This is a genomic window from Streptomyces sp. V3I8 (assembly GCF_030817535.1).
GTDB lineage: Bacteria > Actinomycetota > Actinomycetes > Streptomycetales > Streptomycetaceae > Streptomyces.
This window is the reverse complement of the sequence record NZ_JAUSZL010000002.1, coordinates 661,096-675,972: the sequence shown is the minus strand read 5'-3', so window position 1 is coordinate 675,972 and position 14,877 is coordinate 661,096. Positions and strand designations below refer to the sequence as shown.

The 14,877-nt window shown below is 72.1% G+C and carries 12 protein-coding genes; 10 read left to right on the top strand and 2 right to left on the bottom strand.

All coding sequences use genetic code 11. The features are described from left to right. Nucleotides 1–408: 408 nt before the first annotated feature. The 5 genes from QFZ75_RS03270 to QFZ75_RS03250 all read left to right on the top strand — a co-directional run bounded on the left by QFZ75_RS03270 (nucleotide 409) and on the right by QFZ75_RS03250 (nucleotide 7,471). Nucleotides 409–2,511 (top strand): DUF1996 domain-containing protein, encoded by a 2,103-nt coding sequence (locus tag QFZ75_RS03270; RefSeq protein WP_373466021.1) that lies wholly within the window; start codon nucleotides 409–411, stop codon nucleotides 2,509–2,511. Nucleotides 2,512–2,811: 300 nt separating this feature from the next. Beyond that, entirely contained in the window at nucleotides 2,812–3,351 is a 540-nt protein-coding gene (locus QFZ75_RS03265) for a toxin-antitoxin system, toxin component (protein ID WP_307533731.1), read from the top strand. Nucleotides 3,352–3,354: 3 nt separating this feature from the next. Further along, entirely contained in the window at nucleotides 3,355–4,551 is a 1,197-nt protein-coding gene (locus QFZ75_RS03260) for an MAB_1171c family putative transporter (RefSeq protein ID WP_307533730.1), read from the top strand. A 57-nt stretch (nucleotides 4,552–4,608) separates the two neighbouring features. Then, entirely contained in the window at nucleotides 4,609–5,850 is a 1,242-nt protein-coding gene (locus tag QFZ75_RS03255) for a hypothetical protein (protein WP_307533729.1), read from the top strand. 223 nt (nucleotides 5,851–6,073) lie between these two features. Further along, nucleotides 6,074–7,471, top strand: a complete 1,398-nt coding sequence (locus tag QFZ75_RS03250; protein WP_307533728.1) for an NAD(P)/FAD-dependent oxidoreductase — start codon at nucleotides 6,074–6,076, stop codon at nucleotides 7,469–7,471. Nucleotides 7,472–7,522: 51 nt separating this feature from the next. On the opposite strand, the gene QFZ75_RS03245 is transcribed toward QFZ75_RS03250, so the two are convergent. Next, complete coding sequence (locus QFZ75_RS03245) at nucleotides 7,523–8,398, bottom strand: helix-turn-helix domain-containing protein (RefSeq protein ID WP_307533727.1); 876 nt, start codon at nucleotides 8,396–8,398, stop codon at nucleotides 7,523–7,525. A 200-nt stretch (nucleotides 8,399–8,598) separates the two neighbouring features. On the opposite strand from QFZ75_RS03245, the gene QFZ75_RS03240 reads away from it, so the two are divergent. The 3 genes from QFZ75_RS03240 (at nucleotide 8,599) to kstD (ending at nucleotide 11,811) form a co-directional block, all read left to right on the top strand. Next, a complete protein-coding gene (locus tag QFZ75_RS03240) occupies nucleotides 8,599–9,360 on the top strand; it encodes an SDR family oxidoreductase (protein WP_307533726.1) in 762 nt (253 codons plus the stop codon). A 163-nt stretch (nucleotides 9,361–9,523) separates the two neighbouring features. After that, entirely contained in the window at nucleotides 9,524–9,697 is a 174-nt protein-coding gene (locus QFZ75_RS03235) for a hypothetical protein (protein WP_307533725.1), read from the top strand. Nucleotides 9,698–10,071: 374 nt separating this feature from the next. After that, a complete protein-coding gene (kstD, locus tag QFZ75_RS03230; protein WP_307544197.1) occupies nucleotides 10,072–11,811 on the top strand; it encodes a 3-oxosteroid 1-dehydrogenase in 1,740 nt (579 codons plus the stop codon). A gap of 35 nt (nucleotides 11,812–11,846) precedes the next feature. Here kstD and QFZ75_RS03225 read toward each other — a convergent pair whose 3' ends face one another. Further along, nucleotides 11,847–12,350 carry a lamin tail domain-containing protein gene (locus tag QFZ75_RS03225; RefSeq protein WP_307533724.1) on the bottom strand — a complete coding sequence of 168 codons (504 nt, stop codon included), beginning with the start codon at nucleotides 12,348–12,350 and terminating at the stop codon, nucleotides 11,847–11,849. 217 nt (nucleotides 12,351–12,567) lie between these two features. Here QFZ75_RS03225 and QFZ75_RS03220 point away from each other — a divergent pair, with 217 nt between their 5' ends. Next, nucleotides 12,568–13,197: a GNAT family N-acetyltransferase gene (locus QFZ75_RS03220; RefSeq protein ID WP_307533723.1), complete on the top strand. Its 630-nt coding sequence runs from the start codon at nucleotides 12,568–12,570 to the stop codon at nucleotides 13,195–13,197. Nucleotides 13,198–13,248: 51 nt separating this feature from the next. Beyond that, on the top strand, nucleotides 13,249–14,877 hold the full coding sequence (locus tag QFZ75_RS03215; protein WP_307533722.1) for a serine/threonine-protein kinase: 1,629 nt from the start codon (nucleotides 13,249–13,251) through the stop codon (nucleotides 14,875–14,877).

Here is a 14,877-nt window from a genome sequence, read left to right as displayed (position 1 = left end):
GAGGTGGTCGTCGGGCCGGGCGGCGACCCGGTCTGCGGCCACCGGACGCTCGGTGCGCACCGGTACGCACCGGTACGCGTCGGCCCGCGTCGGCCAAGTCGCTCTCCGGGGCCGGGCTTTCCCACGACCGCGTGGCCGTGTGGCCGACGCGTCGGCACTGACGGAACGCCCTTCCCCCATCAGACCGCAGGAAAACGTGACTGCCCGGACACGGTTCTCGCAAACGTCTGGTTCGTGAGAGGTTTCTATGAATCCGAGATGTCTCTGAACACTCGGAGCTTCATCTCCGTATGAGGCGGGGGATTGCCATGCCGGTCGGCAACGAAGCGTAGGAGTAGATCCTTGGGACGCAACACGCGCAGACGCCCAACAGGCGCACGACGCGCGACCATCGGGGCGGTCGCACTGATGCTGGGAGGAGGCGGGATCGTAGCGGCGAACGTCTACGCCACGGCCTCCGAGAGCACCTCGGAACAGGCCGGCCAGGTCCTTGCCTCGGGTGCCGCCACGATCGACTGCCCGGACGTCGGCAGTGAGCTGGCGGCGGTGCCGGAGGGGGCCAAGGCGGAGGTCGACAAGGAACTCGCCCTCCTGGACAAGCAGATCGCCGAGGCCTACCAGCGGCTGCAGGGTTCCGCGGACGCGATCAAGCAGGACGGCGGCTTCGCCCAGAACTCGATCATGAATCCGCTCAAGGACAAGCGAGCGGCGACGATCGAGCGCATCGTGGCGGCCGTCGACGCCGCGGGGGACCGCCCGGAGGGGCTGGACGCCTTCGCGCCCTGCATCCTGCGTGCCTCCGGCAACCAGGACGAGCCGGGGACCGGGCAGGACGGCGCGGAGACCGGCGAGCAGACCGGCGACGGCCAGGGCGACGACGCCGGTGACGGCGCAGGCCAGGACGGCCAGGACCAGGGCGACGGTCAGGACCAGGGCGGCGAGCAGGACCAGGGCGGCGAGCAGGGGCAGGGCGAGCAGCCTCCCGGCAACGGCGGCCAGGCCGGGAACGGCCCCGTGGCGGCGGACTTCGTGGACATCTCCACCGTCCAGCCCAACGTGTCGAAGCCGGCCGCCCAGAGCGACGCCTCCACGGGCTCCTTCGTCACCAAGTGCGGTGTGAACGAGAACGGCCTGTTCAACTCCGACAACGTGATCGTGGCTCCCGGTGTCACCAACGGCGCCCACCACTTCCACGACTACGTCGGCAACCAGTCCAACGACGCCTTCGCGAGCGACGAGGACCTGGCGAACGCCGAGACGTCCTGCGAGGACGAGGGCGACAAGTCCTCGTACTTCTGGCCCGTGCTGCGGCTGCAGAACGGCACCGAGGAGAAGGACGCGGCGTCTCCCGGCGGCGGCATCGAGGGCAACGCCGGCGAGATCGTCAGGCCCAAGGCGGCCACGATGTCGTTCGAGGGCAGCCCGAGCGGCGACGTCACGGCCATGCCGAAGCTGCTGCGCATCATCACCGGCGACGCCAAGGCGTTCGTCAACGGCCCCGCCAACGCCAACGCCTCGTGGAGCTGCACGGGCTTCGAGGACCGGCAGCTGAAGGACAAGTACCCCCTCTGTCCCCAGGGCAGTGACGTGGTGCGCACCTTCAGGTTCCAGAGCTGCTGGGACGGCCGGAACATCGACAGTGCCAACCACCGCACCCACGTGGCCTTCGCCGGCGCCGACGGCAACTGCGCGAACGACTTCAAGGCCATTCCGCAGCTGGTCCAGCGCATCGTCTACGACGTCGACGCGCCCAGCGTCGCCGACGGGGGCAGGACCAAGCCGCTCTTCGCGGTCGACTCCTTCCCCGAGCAGCTCCACAAGCCGGTCACCGATCACGGTGACTTCATCAACGTCTTCGACGAGGCGCTGATGAGCGAGATGGTGGACTGCATCAACGAGGGCCGTAAGTGCGACGGCGCCGACGACGGCGGCGGCAACGGCGGCGGCAACGGTGGCGGTGGCGAGGAGCCGACCGACCCGCCGGCGCCCTCCCCGGACCCGACGGACGGCAACGAGCAGCCGGGCGGCGACGAGCCCGGGACCGAGCAGCCGGGCGGCGACGACCAGCCCGGTGACGGCGGCCAGGACGAGGACCCGGCGGACAACGGCGGCGACAACGCGCCGGAGCCCTCCGAGAGCAGCGCCCCGCCCGCGGACGACGCGGACCAGGGCGACGCGGACCAGGGCGACGCGGACAACGGGAACGCCGACAACGGGAACGCGGGCAACGGGAACGCGGGCGACAACGGCGCGGGCAAGGACAACGAGCCCAAGGCGGCCACCTCCCCGTCGGCGGTCCAGAGCGACGCGGCCGGTTCGACGGGCGGTTCGGGCTCCGACACGGCCCTGCCCGGACCCGAGCCCGAGGAGGCCGGCGGAGTGACCGAACCGCAGGCCGTCACGGGCGGACTCGCGGAGACGGGTACGCAGCTGTGGCCGGCCGCGGCCGGCGCGCTGCTGGTGCTCGGAGGCTTCGTCCTCCTGCGCCGCATCTCCAGCAGGTCGAGCTAGCCGGGCGATCCGCACCACGGGGAGGGCGGCCGGACCTGCGCACGCAGGACCGGCCGCCCTTCCCGGTTCGCCCGGCGAACGGCCGGATCAAGACAATCCGGTGTCTCAACTTCTCCCGCGCGGCGCACTTCTTGCCGTCCGGTGTGGCCGACACGGCTCTTGTTTGACATATTTGCCTACCGAGTTGGGCGCGCTGGAGCCCGTGCCGGTGGTCAGTATCGAGGATTCGGCGGACGCCGTACGACGGTGCCCGTGCTGAGGTTCACGGGGAGAGCGGTGCGCACAGGCAGAGCCAGAGAGATGCGGAACCTGATCGGTCAGCTGGTCGACGGGATCAGTCTGCCCGTGCCGACGGACCCCGACCTGCTCTTCGCCGCGCTCATCACGGTCGTCGGCGAGCTGCGGGGCCGGGAGGTCCGGCTCGTCAAGGAGGAGTTCCCGCAGCAGACCGCCAGCGGACTGTGGCTCGACCTCCCCGCCTACGACCTCATCGTGGTGGACAAGCGGGCCACGCCCCTGCACCAGCTGGCGATCTTCTTCCACGAGGTCTGGCACATGCTCAGGGGCGACTGCGGCAACCATGTGGTGGGCAAGGCGGTGGCGGCCCGGATGCTCTCGACCGGCGCCGAACTGCCCGAACTGCAGGAGCCGGCCCGCAAGGTGGCCGCCCGTACCGAGTTCGACCGGCGGGAGGAGGCGGACGCCGAGCGGTTCGGCCTGCTGGCGGTCACCCGCTTCCGCGTCTGGCTGGAGGGGGAGGCCGACAGCACGGCCGTGGACCGGGGCCGGATCGCCGGCCGCATCGGTGCGTCGCTGGGACAGCGCAGGCCACAGGGCTGAGCCGTGGACTCCTCGGACTACTACATACCGGCCGTCGCCATGCTGATCGGCCTGGCCGTCAAGCTGCCGGGCCTGGTCAAGGACTGGCGCGACCCGCTCGTACGGTCCGTCTGCCTCGTGATCGCCCTCGGCGGGGCGGGTTTCCTCTTCGCCGCACCCCCCACCATCACCGCCGTCAACGACGCCACCGGCACGGCCAACTTCTCCAGCCTGCTGGTGTACGGCATCATCAGCGCCTTCAGCGCCGCCTGCCTGCTGCTCATCGTGCACTGGAGAGGGGGCCCGCCCGAGCACGTACGGCGCGTCTCGCGGCGCTGGCAGGCCGGGTACGGCCTGGTCATCCTCCTGCTGGTCGTCCTCTTCGCCCTCGGTGACGCCCCGGTGGACCGGCTCACCGACTTCGACACCTACTACGCGACGACCCCGTTCATCCGCGAGATGATCGTGCTGTACCTGGTCGCCCACATGACCGCCGCGCTCGTCACGACCGTGCTGTGCTGGCGCTGGGCGCTCCAGGTCCGCGGCTGGCTGCGGGCCGGCCTGTGGATCCTCGTCGTCGGCTGGCTGCTGAACCTGACCTTCAGCGGCCTCAAACTGGCCGCGGTGGCGGCACGCTGGGCCGGCCAGGACTGGGGGACCCTCAGTACGACCCTGGCGCCCCTCCTCTCCGCGCTGTCCGCCCCCTGCGCCACCGTCGGATTCCTGCTGCCCCTGGTGGGACCCTGGGTGGTCTGGAACTGGCGGGCGGCCAGGACCTACCGCAGACTCGGCCCGCTGTGGCGCGAACTGGGCTGCGCCTCCCCGCGTACGCCGCTCGCCGGACCCATCGCCTGGTACTCGTCGCCCCAGGTACGGCTCACCCAGCGGGAGGCGGGCATCCAGGACGGGCTGAGCCTCGTGGCGCCGTGGTTCGACACCGAGGTCCGTACGCGTGCGCAGGCCGAGGCGACCGCCGTCGGACGCACCGACGACGAGGCGCTGCGGATCGGGCAGGCGGCGATGGTCGCCGCCGCCGTCCGGGCCGTCCGGCGGGGCCTGCCCGTCGGTGCCCGCGTCCGCCCCGACCACGCCGGGATCACCGCGGTGCGCACCGCCCCCGTGGGCGTGTCGGCCGCGCTGCGTACGTCCCCGATCGTCGCGGCGGCCCGTGCGCACCCCACGGCGGCACCGGCCGAGGACGGCGAGAAATCCCCCACATGAACCACCTGGGCACCGCAACCGAACCCGGCCCGCCCTTCCCGAAAGGCCGGTGAAGCCATGGACGTCGTCTTCTACATCCCCGGCGTGATCCTCCTCGCCACCGCGGTCTTCAACCTGTCGGGCATGCGGGGGTACTGGCGCGACCCCCTGATGGCCGCGAGCTTCTCCGTGCTGCTCATCGGCGCCGTCGTGTGCATCCTGTCGGCGCCGCCCACCATCGGCGTCGTCAACGGGCTCACCGGGATCACGAACTTCTCGGCGCCGCTCGTCTATTCGGGGATGTCGGCGCTCAGCGCCTGCTACCTCGTCCTGATGATCGCCTGGCGGGGCGGGGAGCCCGAGCGGGTCGCCCGCTCGTCCGGTCTGGTGATCTGCGTCTACGTGCTGGTGATCGTCGGCATCGTCGTCCTCTTCGGCCTGGCCGACGTGCCCGTCGAGCGCACCCGTGACCTGGACACGTACTACGCCAGGACGCCGTACATGCGCGAGATGATCCTCCTGTACCTGGTCGCCCACACCGCGGCCACCGCCGCGCTCGCGGGCATGTGCCTGAACTGGCTGCGGAAGGTGCGCGACCTCACCCGCACGGGACTGGCCCTGATCGTCGTCGGCGTGCTGTTCGACCTGTCGTACCAGATCGCCAAGTACCTCGCCATCGGCGCCCGTTGGTACGGCCACGACTGGGACTTCCTCTCCACGAGCGTCTCGCCGCCCCTGGTGGCGGTCGCGGGCGTCACCGTCGCCGCCGGCTTCGCGCTGCCGCGCGTGGGCCCCTCGGCCGCGGCCAACTTCCGTGCCTGGCGGCGCTGCCGGCTCCTGCGGCCCCTCTGGCTGGAGATGCGGGACCTCAGGGACCCGGTGGCCGACACGCACTGGTGGGACCTTCCCGTGGTGCGTCTGGTCCAGCAGGAGATCGCGATCCTCGACGGGGTCCTGGTGTGCTCGCCCTACCTCGACAACGAGGTCGGCCGGACCGCCTGTTCGGAGCTGCGCGCACAGGTGGCCCCGTCCGCCGCCCCCGCTTCCGCCGCCGTCCCGCACGCGGACCCGTATCCGCACCCGCCCGGGGGGCGACGGGTGCTGGACCACGCGGAGATCGTGGCCGAGGCGGCCATGCTTGCGGTGGCCAGGACGCGCGTCCGCTCGGGCCCGGACGCGGAACGCCCCTCGGACGTGGGCCGGTTGCGGTCCGTCGCGCAGCCGCACCTGATGGTGGCACTCGCCCGTGCCCTGTCCTCCTCGCCCCTGGTCGCCGAGGCTCGGCAGCGGGCGGCCCGGCAGCGGACCCCGGACGGCTGAGACGGCGGGAGCCATCGCCCAACTCGGTTTCCCGAGACTCCCGTTGGCTGTCCGGGGTCCGTGTCGGCCCGCCGGATCGATCATGGTTCGATCATGGTTCGATCCATGGGGCCGGATCGAAGGGGATCCCGGCCCCCGCGCTCCGACCGGCGAGCGCGGACACACGCGCGACCCGCGTGCCGCGCCGTGCGCCGCCGGCCGTCAACAGAGAGGGCCCACACCCATGCCTGACACCCACTCCGCCACCGGGCGCAGCGCGATCGTCGTCGGGGGAGGCATGACGGGCATGCTCGCCGCATCGGTGCTCGCGCGGTACGCGGACGTCACCATCATCGAGCGGGACCTCCTCCCCGAAGAACCCAGGCCCCGCAAGGGCCTGCCGCAGGCCCGGCACGCGCACGTCCTGTGGTCCGGCGGGGTGAAGGCGCTGGAGGAGCTCCTGCCGGGCATCGTCGACCAGCTGGTGCGCCGCGGCGCCCGCCGCACACCCGTCATGGCCGACCTGGTGTCCAAGGCGCCGTCCGGGCAGTGGTTCCGGCGCTTCACGCACACCCGGCACGTCAGCCTCATGTGCAGCCGCGATCTGCTCGACGCGGTGATCCGCGCCAGGGTGCTGGAGGACGACCGCATCACCTTGCGCCAGGAGACCGAACTGCTGTCCCTGCGGGGCGATGCCCGGCGGGTCCGCGCGGTGCGCGTACGGTCGGCGGGCACCGACAGCACCCTGCCGGCCGACCTGGTGATCGACGCCAGTGGACGGGGCAGCCGCGCCCCCGCCTGGCTGCGGGACCTGGGGCTCCCGCCGGTGGCGGAGCGCACGGTCGACGCCGGCTTCGGCTACGCCAGCCGGATCTACCGCGCCCCCGGGACGACCGCCGACGGCTTCCCGATCGTCAACGTGCAGGCCGACCCGCGGCAGAACCCCGGCAGGGGCGGCATCATCACCCCCGTCGAGGGCGGCCGCTGGCTCGTCACGCTGGCCGGAACGCGGGAGGGCAGGCCGAGCGCCGACAACGCGGAGTTCGTGCCCTTCGCGCTCGGACTGCCGCACCCGGTGATCGGGGAACTCCTCGCCGGCGCCGAACCCCTGACGGATGTCGTCACCACCCGCAGTACGGCCAACAGACGGCGCTACTACGAGAGGGCGGCCCGCTGGCCCGACGGGTTCGCCGTCCTCGGCGAGGCGGTGGCCGGCTACAACCCGGTGTACGGCCACGGGCTGAGCGCCGCCGCGCAGAGCGTGGTCGTGCTGCGCCGCGTCCTGGAACGGCGGGACCTCCGCGCGCCCGGGACGGCCCGGCGCATCCAGAGGGGGGCGGCGCGCCCGGTCGAGAACGCCTGGAACCTGGCCGTGGGCCAGGACGTGTTCTACCCGGGCGCCGCCGACGAGCCCCCGACCCGGCGCGAGAGGGCCCTCGCCGCCTTCGTGGACAGGGCGGTCGACGCCGGCTCGCGCAATCCTCGCGCCCTGCGCATCCTGCTGGACGTGATGAGCATGGAGAAGCCGCCTGCCCGGCTCCTCATGCCCGACATGCTGGCCCTGGTCTGCTTCGGCCGCAAGAAACCGCCCCTCACGGGCCCGCCCCTGTCCCGCCACGAACGCGAGGCCGCCACACCCTGAACGCTCCCACCCCCGTCCCCGCGGCTGCCCCCGCCCGGCGGCCGGTGTCCTTCAGGGCGCCTTCGGGTGCGGGGCGTCTGCCGGCCTGCCGTGTGCCGTCGTGTCGGTGGGTCCGCTCCGGGAGAGCGAGGCAAGGAGACGCAGCTTCTCGTCGCTGTCGCTGTCCTTGTCGGGGTAGTAGACGACGAGGATGACGTCGTCCACGGGGAGTTTGTCGCGGTGGAGCCGCAGTGCACCGACGACGGGGTGGTGGACGGTGGTGGTGCCTCCGTCGAGGTTGCGGACGTCGTGCCGGGCCCACAGGGTGCGGAACCGCTGACTGGCCAGTGCGAGCTCTCCGACGAGCTCGACGAACCGGGGGTCGTCGGTGTCGTCCCCGATGGTGGTGCGAAGAGCGGCGACGAAGCTGACGGCGGCTTTCGCCCAGTCCTGCTGGAAGGCCTGTTCCTCGGGATCGAGGAAGAGGGAACGCAGCCGGTTGTGGCCGGGCCGCAGGCGCGGGGAGAGCGCGACGGCCATGGGGTTGGAGGCCAGGACGTCGAACGCGCGCCCTTCGACGAACGCGGGAATCGGAAGGTGGGCGAGGAGCTGGTGCACCCGTGCCGGCACGTGCTCGGGCCGTTTGCGGCGCGGCGCCCTGGGATGTGCCGCCGTGAGGCCGAGCAGATACGTCCGCTCGACGTCGTCGAGGTGCAGGACGCGCGCGAGTGACGCGAGGACCTGGGGCGAGGGGTTCTTGTCGCGGCCGCGTTCCAGTCGCAGGTAGTAGTCGGGGCTGATTCCGGCGAGCAGGGCGACCTCCTCACGGCGCAGACCGGGCACCCGGCGGTTGCCGCCGGGCGGGAGCCCTGCCTGACCGGGGGAGACCAGCTCGCGCCGGGCGCGGAGGTAACTGCCGAGCCGGTTGCCGGATTCGTCGTCCTTCATACCGACACCGTAATGCGGTGTGCGGGATGCGGAGGGGGCCCTGGCAGGGCCAGGGAGGACGGGGGCACTGTCACACCCGGCGGATGCCGCCAAGACTGGAACAGCGCCGTTCGCGAGGACGGAGCACACCAACGGAACACCTTGTACGACGCGCCGCGGGCCTGAACGCCGGCGGCGCCCTGGACCGAAGGGAAGATCTGGTGGATCTCTCCAACCGCACCGTTCTCATCGTCGGCGGAACCTCGGGTATCGGGCGGGAGCTGGCCCGCCGGTTCGCCGCGGCGGGCAGCACCGTGGCCGTCGGCGGCCGCAGCCCGGAGGCACTCGTGGAACTCGCCGGAGAGGGTTTCGGCACGGTCGCCGTCGACGTCACCGACAGTGCCTCTGTCGCATCCGCCCGTGACGCCGTGCTCGCCCGGTACCCGGAGCTGGACACCGTCGTGACGATGCCCGGCGTCATGCTCCTGGAGGACCTGCGCGACCCCGCGCACTTCGAGGCGGCGCAAACGACGATCGACACCAACCTGGTGGGGACCATCCGGGTCATCGACGCCTTCACCCCGCACCTCGTCCGGCGGGGCGCCGGCACCTTCGTCACCGTCACCTCCGGCATCGCCTTCCTGCCCTTCCCGCCCATGCCCACCTACGCCGCCTCGAAGGCCGCGGTGCACGCCTACTCCGAGGCACTGCGCGCGCAACTCGACGGCACCGGCGTCGGCGTCGTCGAACTCGTCCCGCCGGCCGTCGCCACAGCGGGCCAGGAAAAGGTGAATCCGCACGCGCTGCCGCTCGACGACTTCGCCACCGAGGTCATGCAGCTGCTCTCGGCGGACCCCACCCCCCGCGAAATCCTGGTGAAGGGGGTCCGCATGCACCGCTGGGCCGAGCGCGACGGCACCTACGACGACCTCGTCGCCCAGCGGTCCCAGGCCCTGGCCATGCTCCCCGGCCGCGAAGGCTGACACCCCTCCCCCTCGGCGGAGGCGATCGCCACGCCCCCCGGGCCCCTCGGCCGGTTCCGGTCCTCCGTCACCCCCTTGACCGGTGACGCGCGCTCTGTGATGATCGCCACCGGTACGGCAGCTGACGTCGTGCAGTCGTGGGTCCGAGACACAGGAGGCCGGGATGGCGCAAGAAGAGCAGGTTTCGGATGTTGCCGGGGCGGCACGCCGCGCGCGGTTCGGCGCGCTTCCGGAGCGGATCCGCCTCGCGGACACCGTCGAGGAGAAGCAGGCCATCGCCCCGGACCCGGCGCGGAGCGCGTACGACGACGAGTGGCTCGTCCGCAACTGCGTCTGAGACGTACGCGCCCGCGGTGACCTTCGTGACCGGTGACGGTCCGGCAGGAGACGGCCGAACGGGTGACGGCCCGGCGGGCATGGCACGGATCGGGTAAGCGACGGGGTACGGGCGGCGTGACCCTTGACTCTTCAGGGCTTCCGCGCCACATTCCTGACTCCGCACCGGAACCGGGACGGCCGGACCTGAGGCCGTCCCGGGGCACAGCACGCTCTCCCCCTCCTCCGCCCGGTTGGAGCGCCCCTGCCATGGCCACGAACGCGGACCCCGCGAGACGCACCGAGCGCCCGCCCCGCCGACCCCCACCGCCCACCCTGCCCCCCACGCCGCCCGCGCCCACCGTGCCCGCTCCGGACGGCCCGTCGCGGCGCCGGATGCTCGGCGCGGCCACCGGAACGGGGCTCGCGCTCGCGGCCGGCCTCCCCGCGACGGCGGGTGCGGCCCGGGCGGCCGACCTACCCCCGCTCGGCACGTACGACGTCGTCGTGATCGGGTCGGGCGCGGCGGGGATGACCGCCGCGCTGACAGCCGCCAAACAGGGTCTGAGCTGCGTCGTCGTGGAGAAGGCGGCCACCTTCGGCGGTTCGGCGGCGCGCTCGGGCGCCGGGATCTGGATCCCGAACAACCCGGTCGTCCTGGCCGCGGGCGTGCCCGACATACCCGCGAAGGCCGCGGCCTATCTGGCCGCCGTGGCCGGACCCGAGGTCTCCGCCGACCGCAGACAGGCCTTCCTCGGACACGGGCCGGCCATGCTCTCCTTCGTCATGGCCAACAGCCCGCTGCGCTTCCGCTGGATGGAGGGCTACAGCGACTACTACCCGGAACTGCCGGGAGGCCTGTCCGGCGGCCGCTCCGTCGAACCCGACCAGCTCGACGGGAACATCCTCGGCGGCGAACTCGCCCGCCTGAACCCGCCGTACCTGGCGGTTCCGAGCGGCATGGTCGTCTTCGGCGCCGACTACAAGTGGCTCGCCCTCGCCGCGGTCAGCGCCAGGGGTGCCGCCGTCGCCACCGAGTGCCTGGCCCGTGGCACCCGCGCGGCGCTTCTCGGCCAGAAGCCGCTCACCATGGGGCAGTCACTGGCGGCAGGCCTGCGCGCCGGCCTGCTGGCGGCCCAGGTGCCCGTGTGGCTGAACACCCCGCTCACCGAGCTGTACCTGGAGGGCGGAGCCGCCACCGGAGCCGTCGTGACCAGGAACGGCACCCCCGGCCTGATCAGGGCGAGGCGCGGCGTGATCGTCGGATCGGGCGGCTTCGAGCACAACGCCGCCATGCGCGACCAGTACCAGCGACAGCCCATCGGCACGGCCTGGACGGTCGGCGCCAAGGAGAACACGGGTGACGGAATCAGGGCGGGCCGACAGGCCGGCGCCGCACTCGACCTGATGGACGACGCCTGGTGGGGCCCGGCCGTTCCGCTGCCCGGCGAGCCGTACTTCTGCCTCGCCGAACGCACCCTGCCCGGAGGGCTCCTGGTCAACGCGGCCGGAGCGCGCTTCGTCAACGAGGCGGCCCCCTACAGCGATGTCGTGCACACCATGTACGAGAAGGACGCGAGCGCCCCGCACATCCCGGCCTGGCTGATCCTCGACCAGAACCACCGCAACCGCTACCTCTTCAAGGACATCGCCCCGACCTTCGCGTTCCCCGACGCGTGGTACGCGGCCGGTGCCGCGCACAAGGCCTGGACGCTCGACGCCCTCGCCCGGTCGATCGGTGTGCCGGCGGCCGCCCTGCGCACGACCGTCGACCGCTTCAACGCCCTGGCGCGCGGCGGCACCGACACCGACTTCCACCGCGGCGACAGTGCCTACGACCACTACTACACCGACCCGGCGGTCCTGCCGAACTCCTGCCTGGCACCGCTGTGGCTGGCCCCTTTCCACGCCCTCAGGATCGTCCCGGGCGACCTGGGCACCAAGGGCGGCCTGCGCACGGACGCCCGGGCGCGTGTGCTGCGCCCGGACGGATCCGTCATCCCCGGCCTGTACGCCGCCGGGAACGCCAGCGCGGCTGTCATGGGACACAGCTACGCCGGCGCCGGCTCGACGATCGGACCGGCCATGACCTTCGGCCACATCGCGGCACGGGACATCGCGCACGGGACGCCGTGACGGGCACCGGGGCCTGAGACCCGCCCGCCGTCGGGTCAGTTGTGGAAGCGGATGTAGCCGTTGCCGTCGGAGTCCGAACCGCTCTTGGTGTAGGCGTGCACGTCGGAACGGCTGCGGGAGGGCTTGTAGAGGTAGATCGTGTCGCCCGGGTTGTTCCACAGGAAGTTGCAGTTGTCGCGGTAGACGACGTTGCGGCTGTCGGAGTCGGTGCCGTGGCCGCCGCGCAGCTTCACGTAGTCGCCGGGCTGGAGGTAGTGGTTCGCGGTGAAGAGGAACTGATTGCCGGTCCTGTCCTTCACGAGGTAGTTCTTCAGGTTGACGGTGGCCGAGGACGAGTAGTTCTTGATCGTCAGGTACTCCTGGGCCGTGTTGCCGGTGGCGCAGCTGTTGGAGTCGCTGCCCGGTGCGTCGTACTGGACGCCGCGGACCTTGAGCGCCGACCGGTACTCGGCCGCCTGGGCGGGCGCGGCGGCGACGACGGCCAGCGCGCCGGTGGTGACAGCGGTGACGGCCGCGGCTATGACTGGGTGCTTGCGCATGAGAAATTCCCCCTCCGGAAACGTGCAAGGCTCCGGATCTTAACCATGTCGTGAAACATCCGTGCGAGATGGATGGAAAATATCTCTTCTTTCATGGAAACCTGATAAGAGACGCCATCAGGTGAACGGTTCCTCTCCTCCCCGGTGTCGGCCGAGGGGCGAAGAACCCGCTCACAGCACTTGTGGGAGCGCTCCCACAGCGGTCAGGATGCTCGTCATGGATCCGCAGCCGAGAATCCGTCCCTACCGACTCGCAGACCGTGCCGCGGTCGCCACCGTCTGCGTGCTGACCGCGCTCGACGGAGGGGACTCCCGCGGGCGTTACCCCGACGAGGAGTTGATGCCCTCCGTCTTCGCCGCCCCCTACTGCCATCTGGAACCGGAACTGGCCTTCGTCCTGGACGACGGACGGGGCAGGGCGGTCGGGTACGTCATCGGTACCGCGGACACCCCGCGGCTCGTGAAGGAGTTCCGCGAGACCTGGATACCGCGCGTCGCCGGCCGCTACCCCGCGCCCACGGCGCCGCCCCGCACCCCCGGTGAGGAGATGGTCGCACTCCTGCACACCCCCGAGCGGATGCTGCTGCCGGAACTGGCGGCGTACCCGGCCCACCTGCACATCGACCTCCTGCCTCCATGGCAACGGCGGGGCTTCGGGCGGGCGTTGACGGACACGTTCCTGGCCGCCCTGCACGACCGCGCGGTCCCGGCGGTCCACCTCGGCATGGTCAGCGCCAACACCGCCGCGCGCGCCTTCTACGACCGTCTCGGCTTCCACGAGATCCCGGTGCCCGACCCCGGCCCCCTCACCTACCTCGGCAGGTCGACGGCCGCCGACGTGCGGTAGGGACCGCCCGCCCGGGGACGGCTGTCGTACCCGTCCTCTATGCTCCCGCGCATGAGCGAGGCGGACTCCGGCAGACGGGTCATCGACGGACGGTTCCGGCTGGAGGCACGGCTCGGCGGCGGCGGAATGGGCACGGTCTGGCGTGCCACGGACCTCGCCCTGCACCGGAACGTGGCCGTCAAGGAGGTGCGGCCGCCCGACGTCGACCTCGCCGAGTACGACCCGGCGGGCGCCCGGACACTGCGGGAACGGGTACTGCGTGAGGCCCGGGCGCTGGCCAGGATCGACCACCCCAATGTCGTGACGATCCATCACATCGTCGACGGCGGTGAGGGGACGTACCCCTGGATCGTGATGGAACTGGTCGGCGGCGGCTCGCTCGCCGACCGGCTGGAGCGCGGCCCGATGGACCCCGCGCAGGCGGCGCGGACCGGGCGGGAGGTGCTCGCGGCACTGCGCGCCGCGCACGGGGCCGGCATCGAGCACCGGGACGTCAAACCCGCCAACGTACTGCTGCGCCCCGACGGCCGCCCCGTGCTCACGGACTTCGGCATCGCGGCGATCCGGGAGTCCACGGCCCTCACCGCCACCGGCGCGATCATCGGCACGCCCGACTACATGGCGCCCGAGCGCATCGCGGGCCACGACGGCGGACCGGCCTCGGACCTGTGGTCGCTCGCGATGATGCTGTACGCCGCCGTCGAGGGCGAGCACCCGCTGCGCCGCGGCACGACGCTGGCCACCCTCGCGGCGGTCCTGTACGAGGACGTGCCGCCGCCCCGCAGGGCCGGCCCGCTGACGGACGTACTGGTGCGGGTGCTGGTGAAGGATCCGGCGGCCCGTCCGGACGCCGGCTCGCTGGACCGGATGCTGGCGGCCGCGACCGGGTCCCGTACGGAACCCACGTCCTACCGGCTCCCGCCCCCGCCGGACCCGGGCCCGCCCCCGCAGCGGCCGACGGCGCCGGACGCGCCGTCCCCCGCACGGCCGGCGGGACGGCGGCGCCGGACCACGATCGCGCTGTCCGTCGTGGGGACGGTGCTCGTGGGCGTGCTGGGGTGGACCCTGCTGCCCGACGGGTGGAGGTCGGACGCGTCCTCCACGAAGGATCCGGGGACCGGGGTGACCGCGGATCCTTCGGACAGGACGTCCTCGTCGGCCTCCCCCGCCGGCACCGGCACCGGCCCAGGCACCACGCCCCGGCCGGCCGAACGGGACAGGACCACCGGTCTGTTGACCGGGGACGGCATCCGCACCGCGATCGAGGCCCTGGAGAAGGAGACGGGCCGTGACCGGTACGGCAGCTTCTCGGTGTACCCCGACTTCGTTTCCGCCCAGGTGCTGGTCAAGGGCAGCAGGACCAGTTACGACCAGTACACCTACTACGTCGGCCGGGGCGTGCAGGAGAGCATCGTCAAGGGGCAGCTGGCCGGCGGGGCCCAGCCGATGAGCCTGGACGGCTTCGACTGGGACAAGGTCCCCGCCCTCTTCGCCGAGGCGGGGAAGAAACTGAACGTGGACGACCCCACGAGCCGCTATCTGCTCGTCGTCCCGCCCAACGACGTCTTCGACAGGCCCGCGTACATGGCCGCCTACCTCGGCGACGAGTACAGCAGGAGCGGCTACCTGCAGGCGGACGCCCGCGGCAGGGTGACCAAGGTGATGCCGGCCGGCGACTGA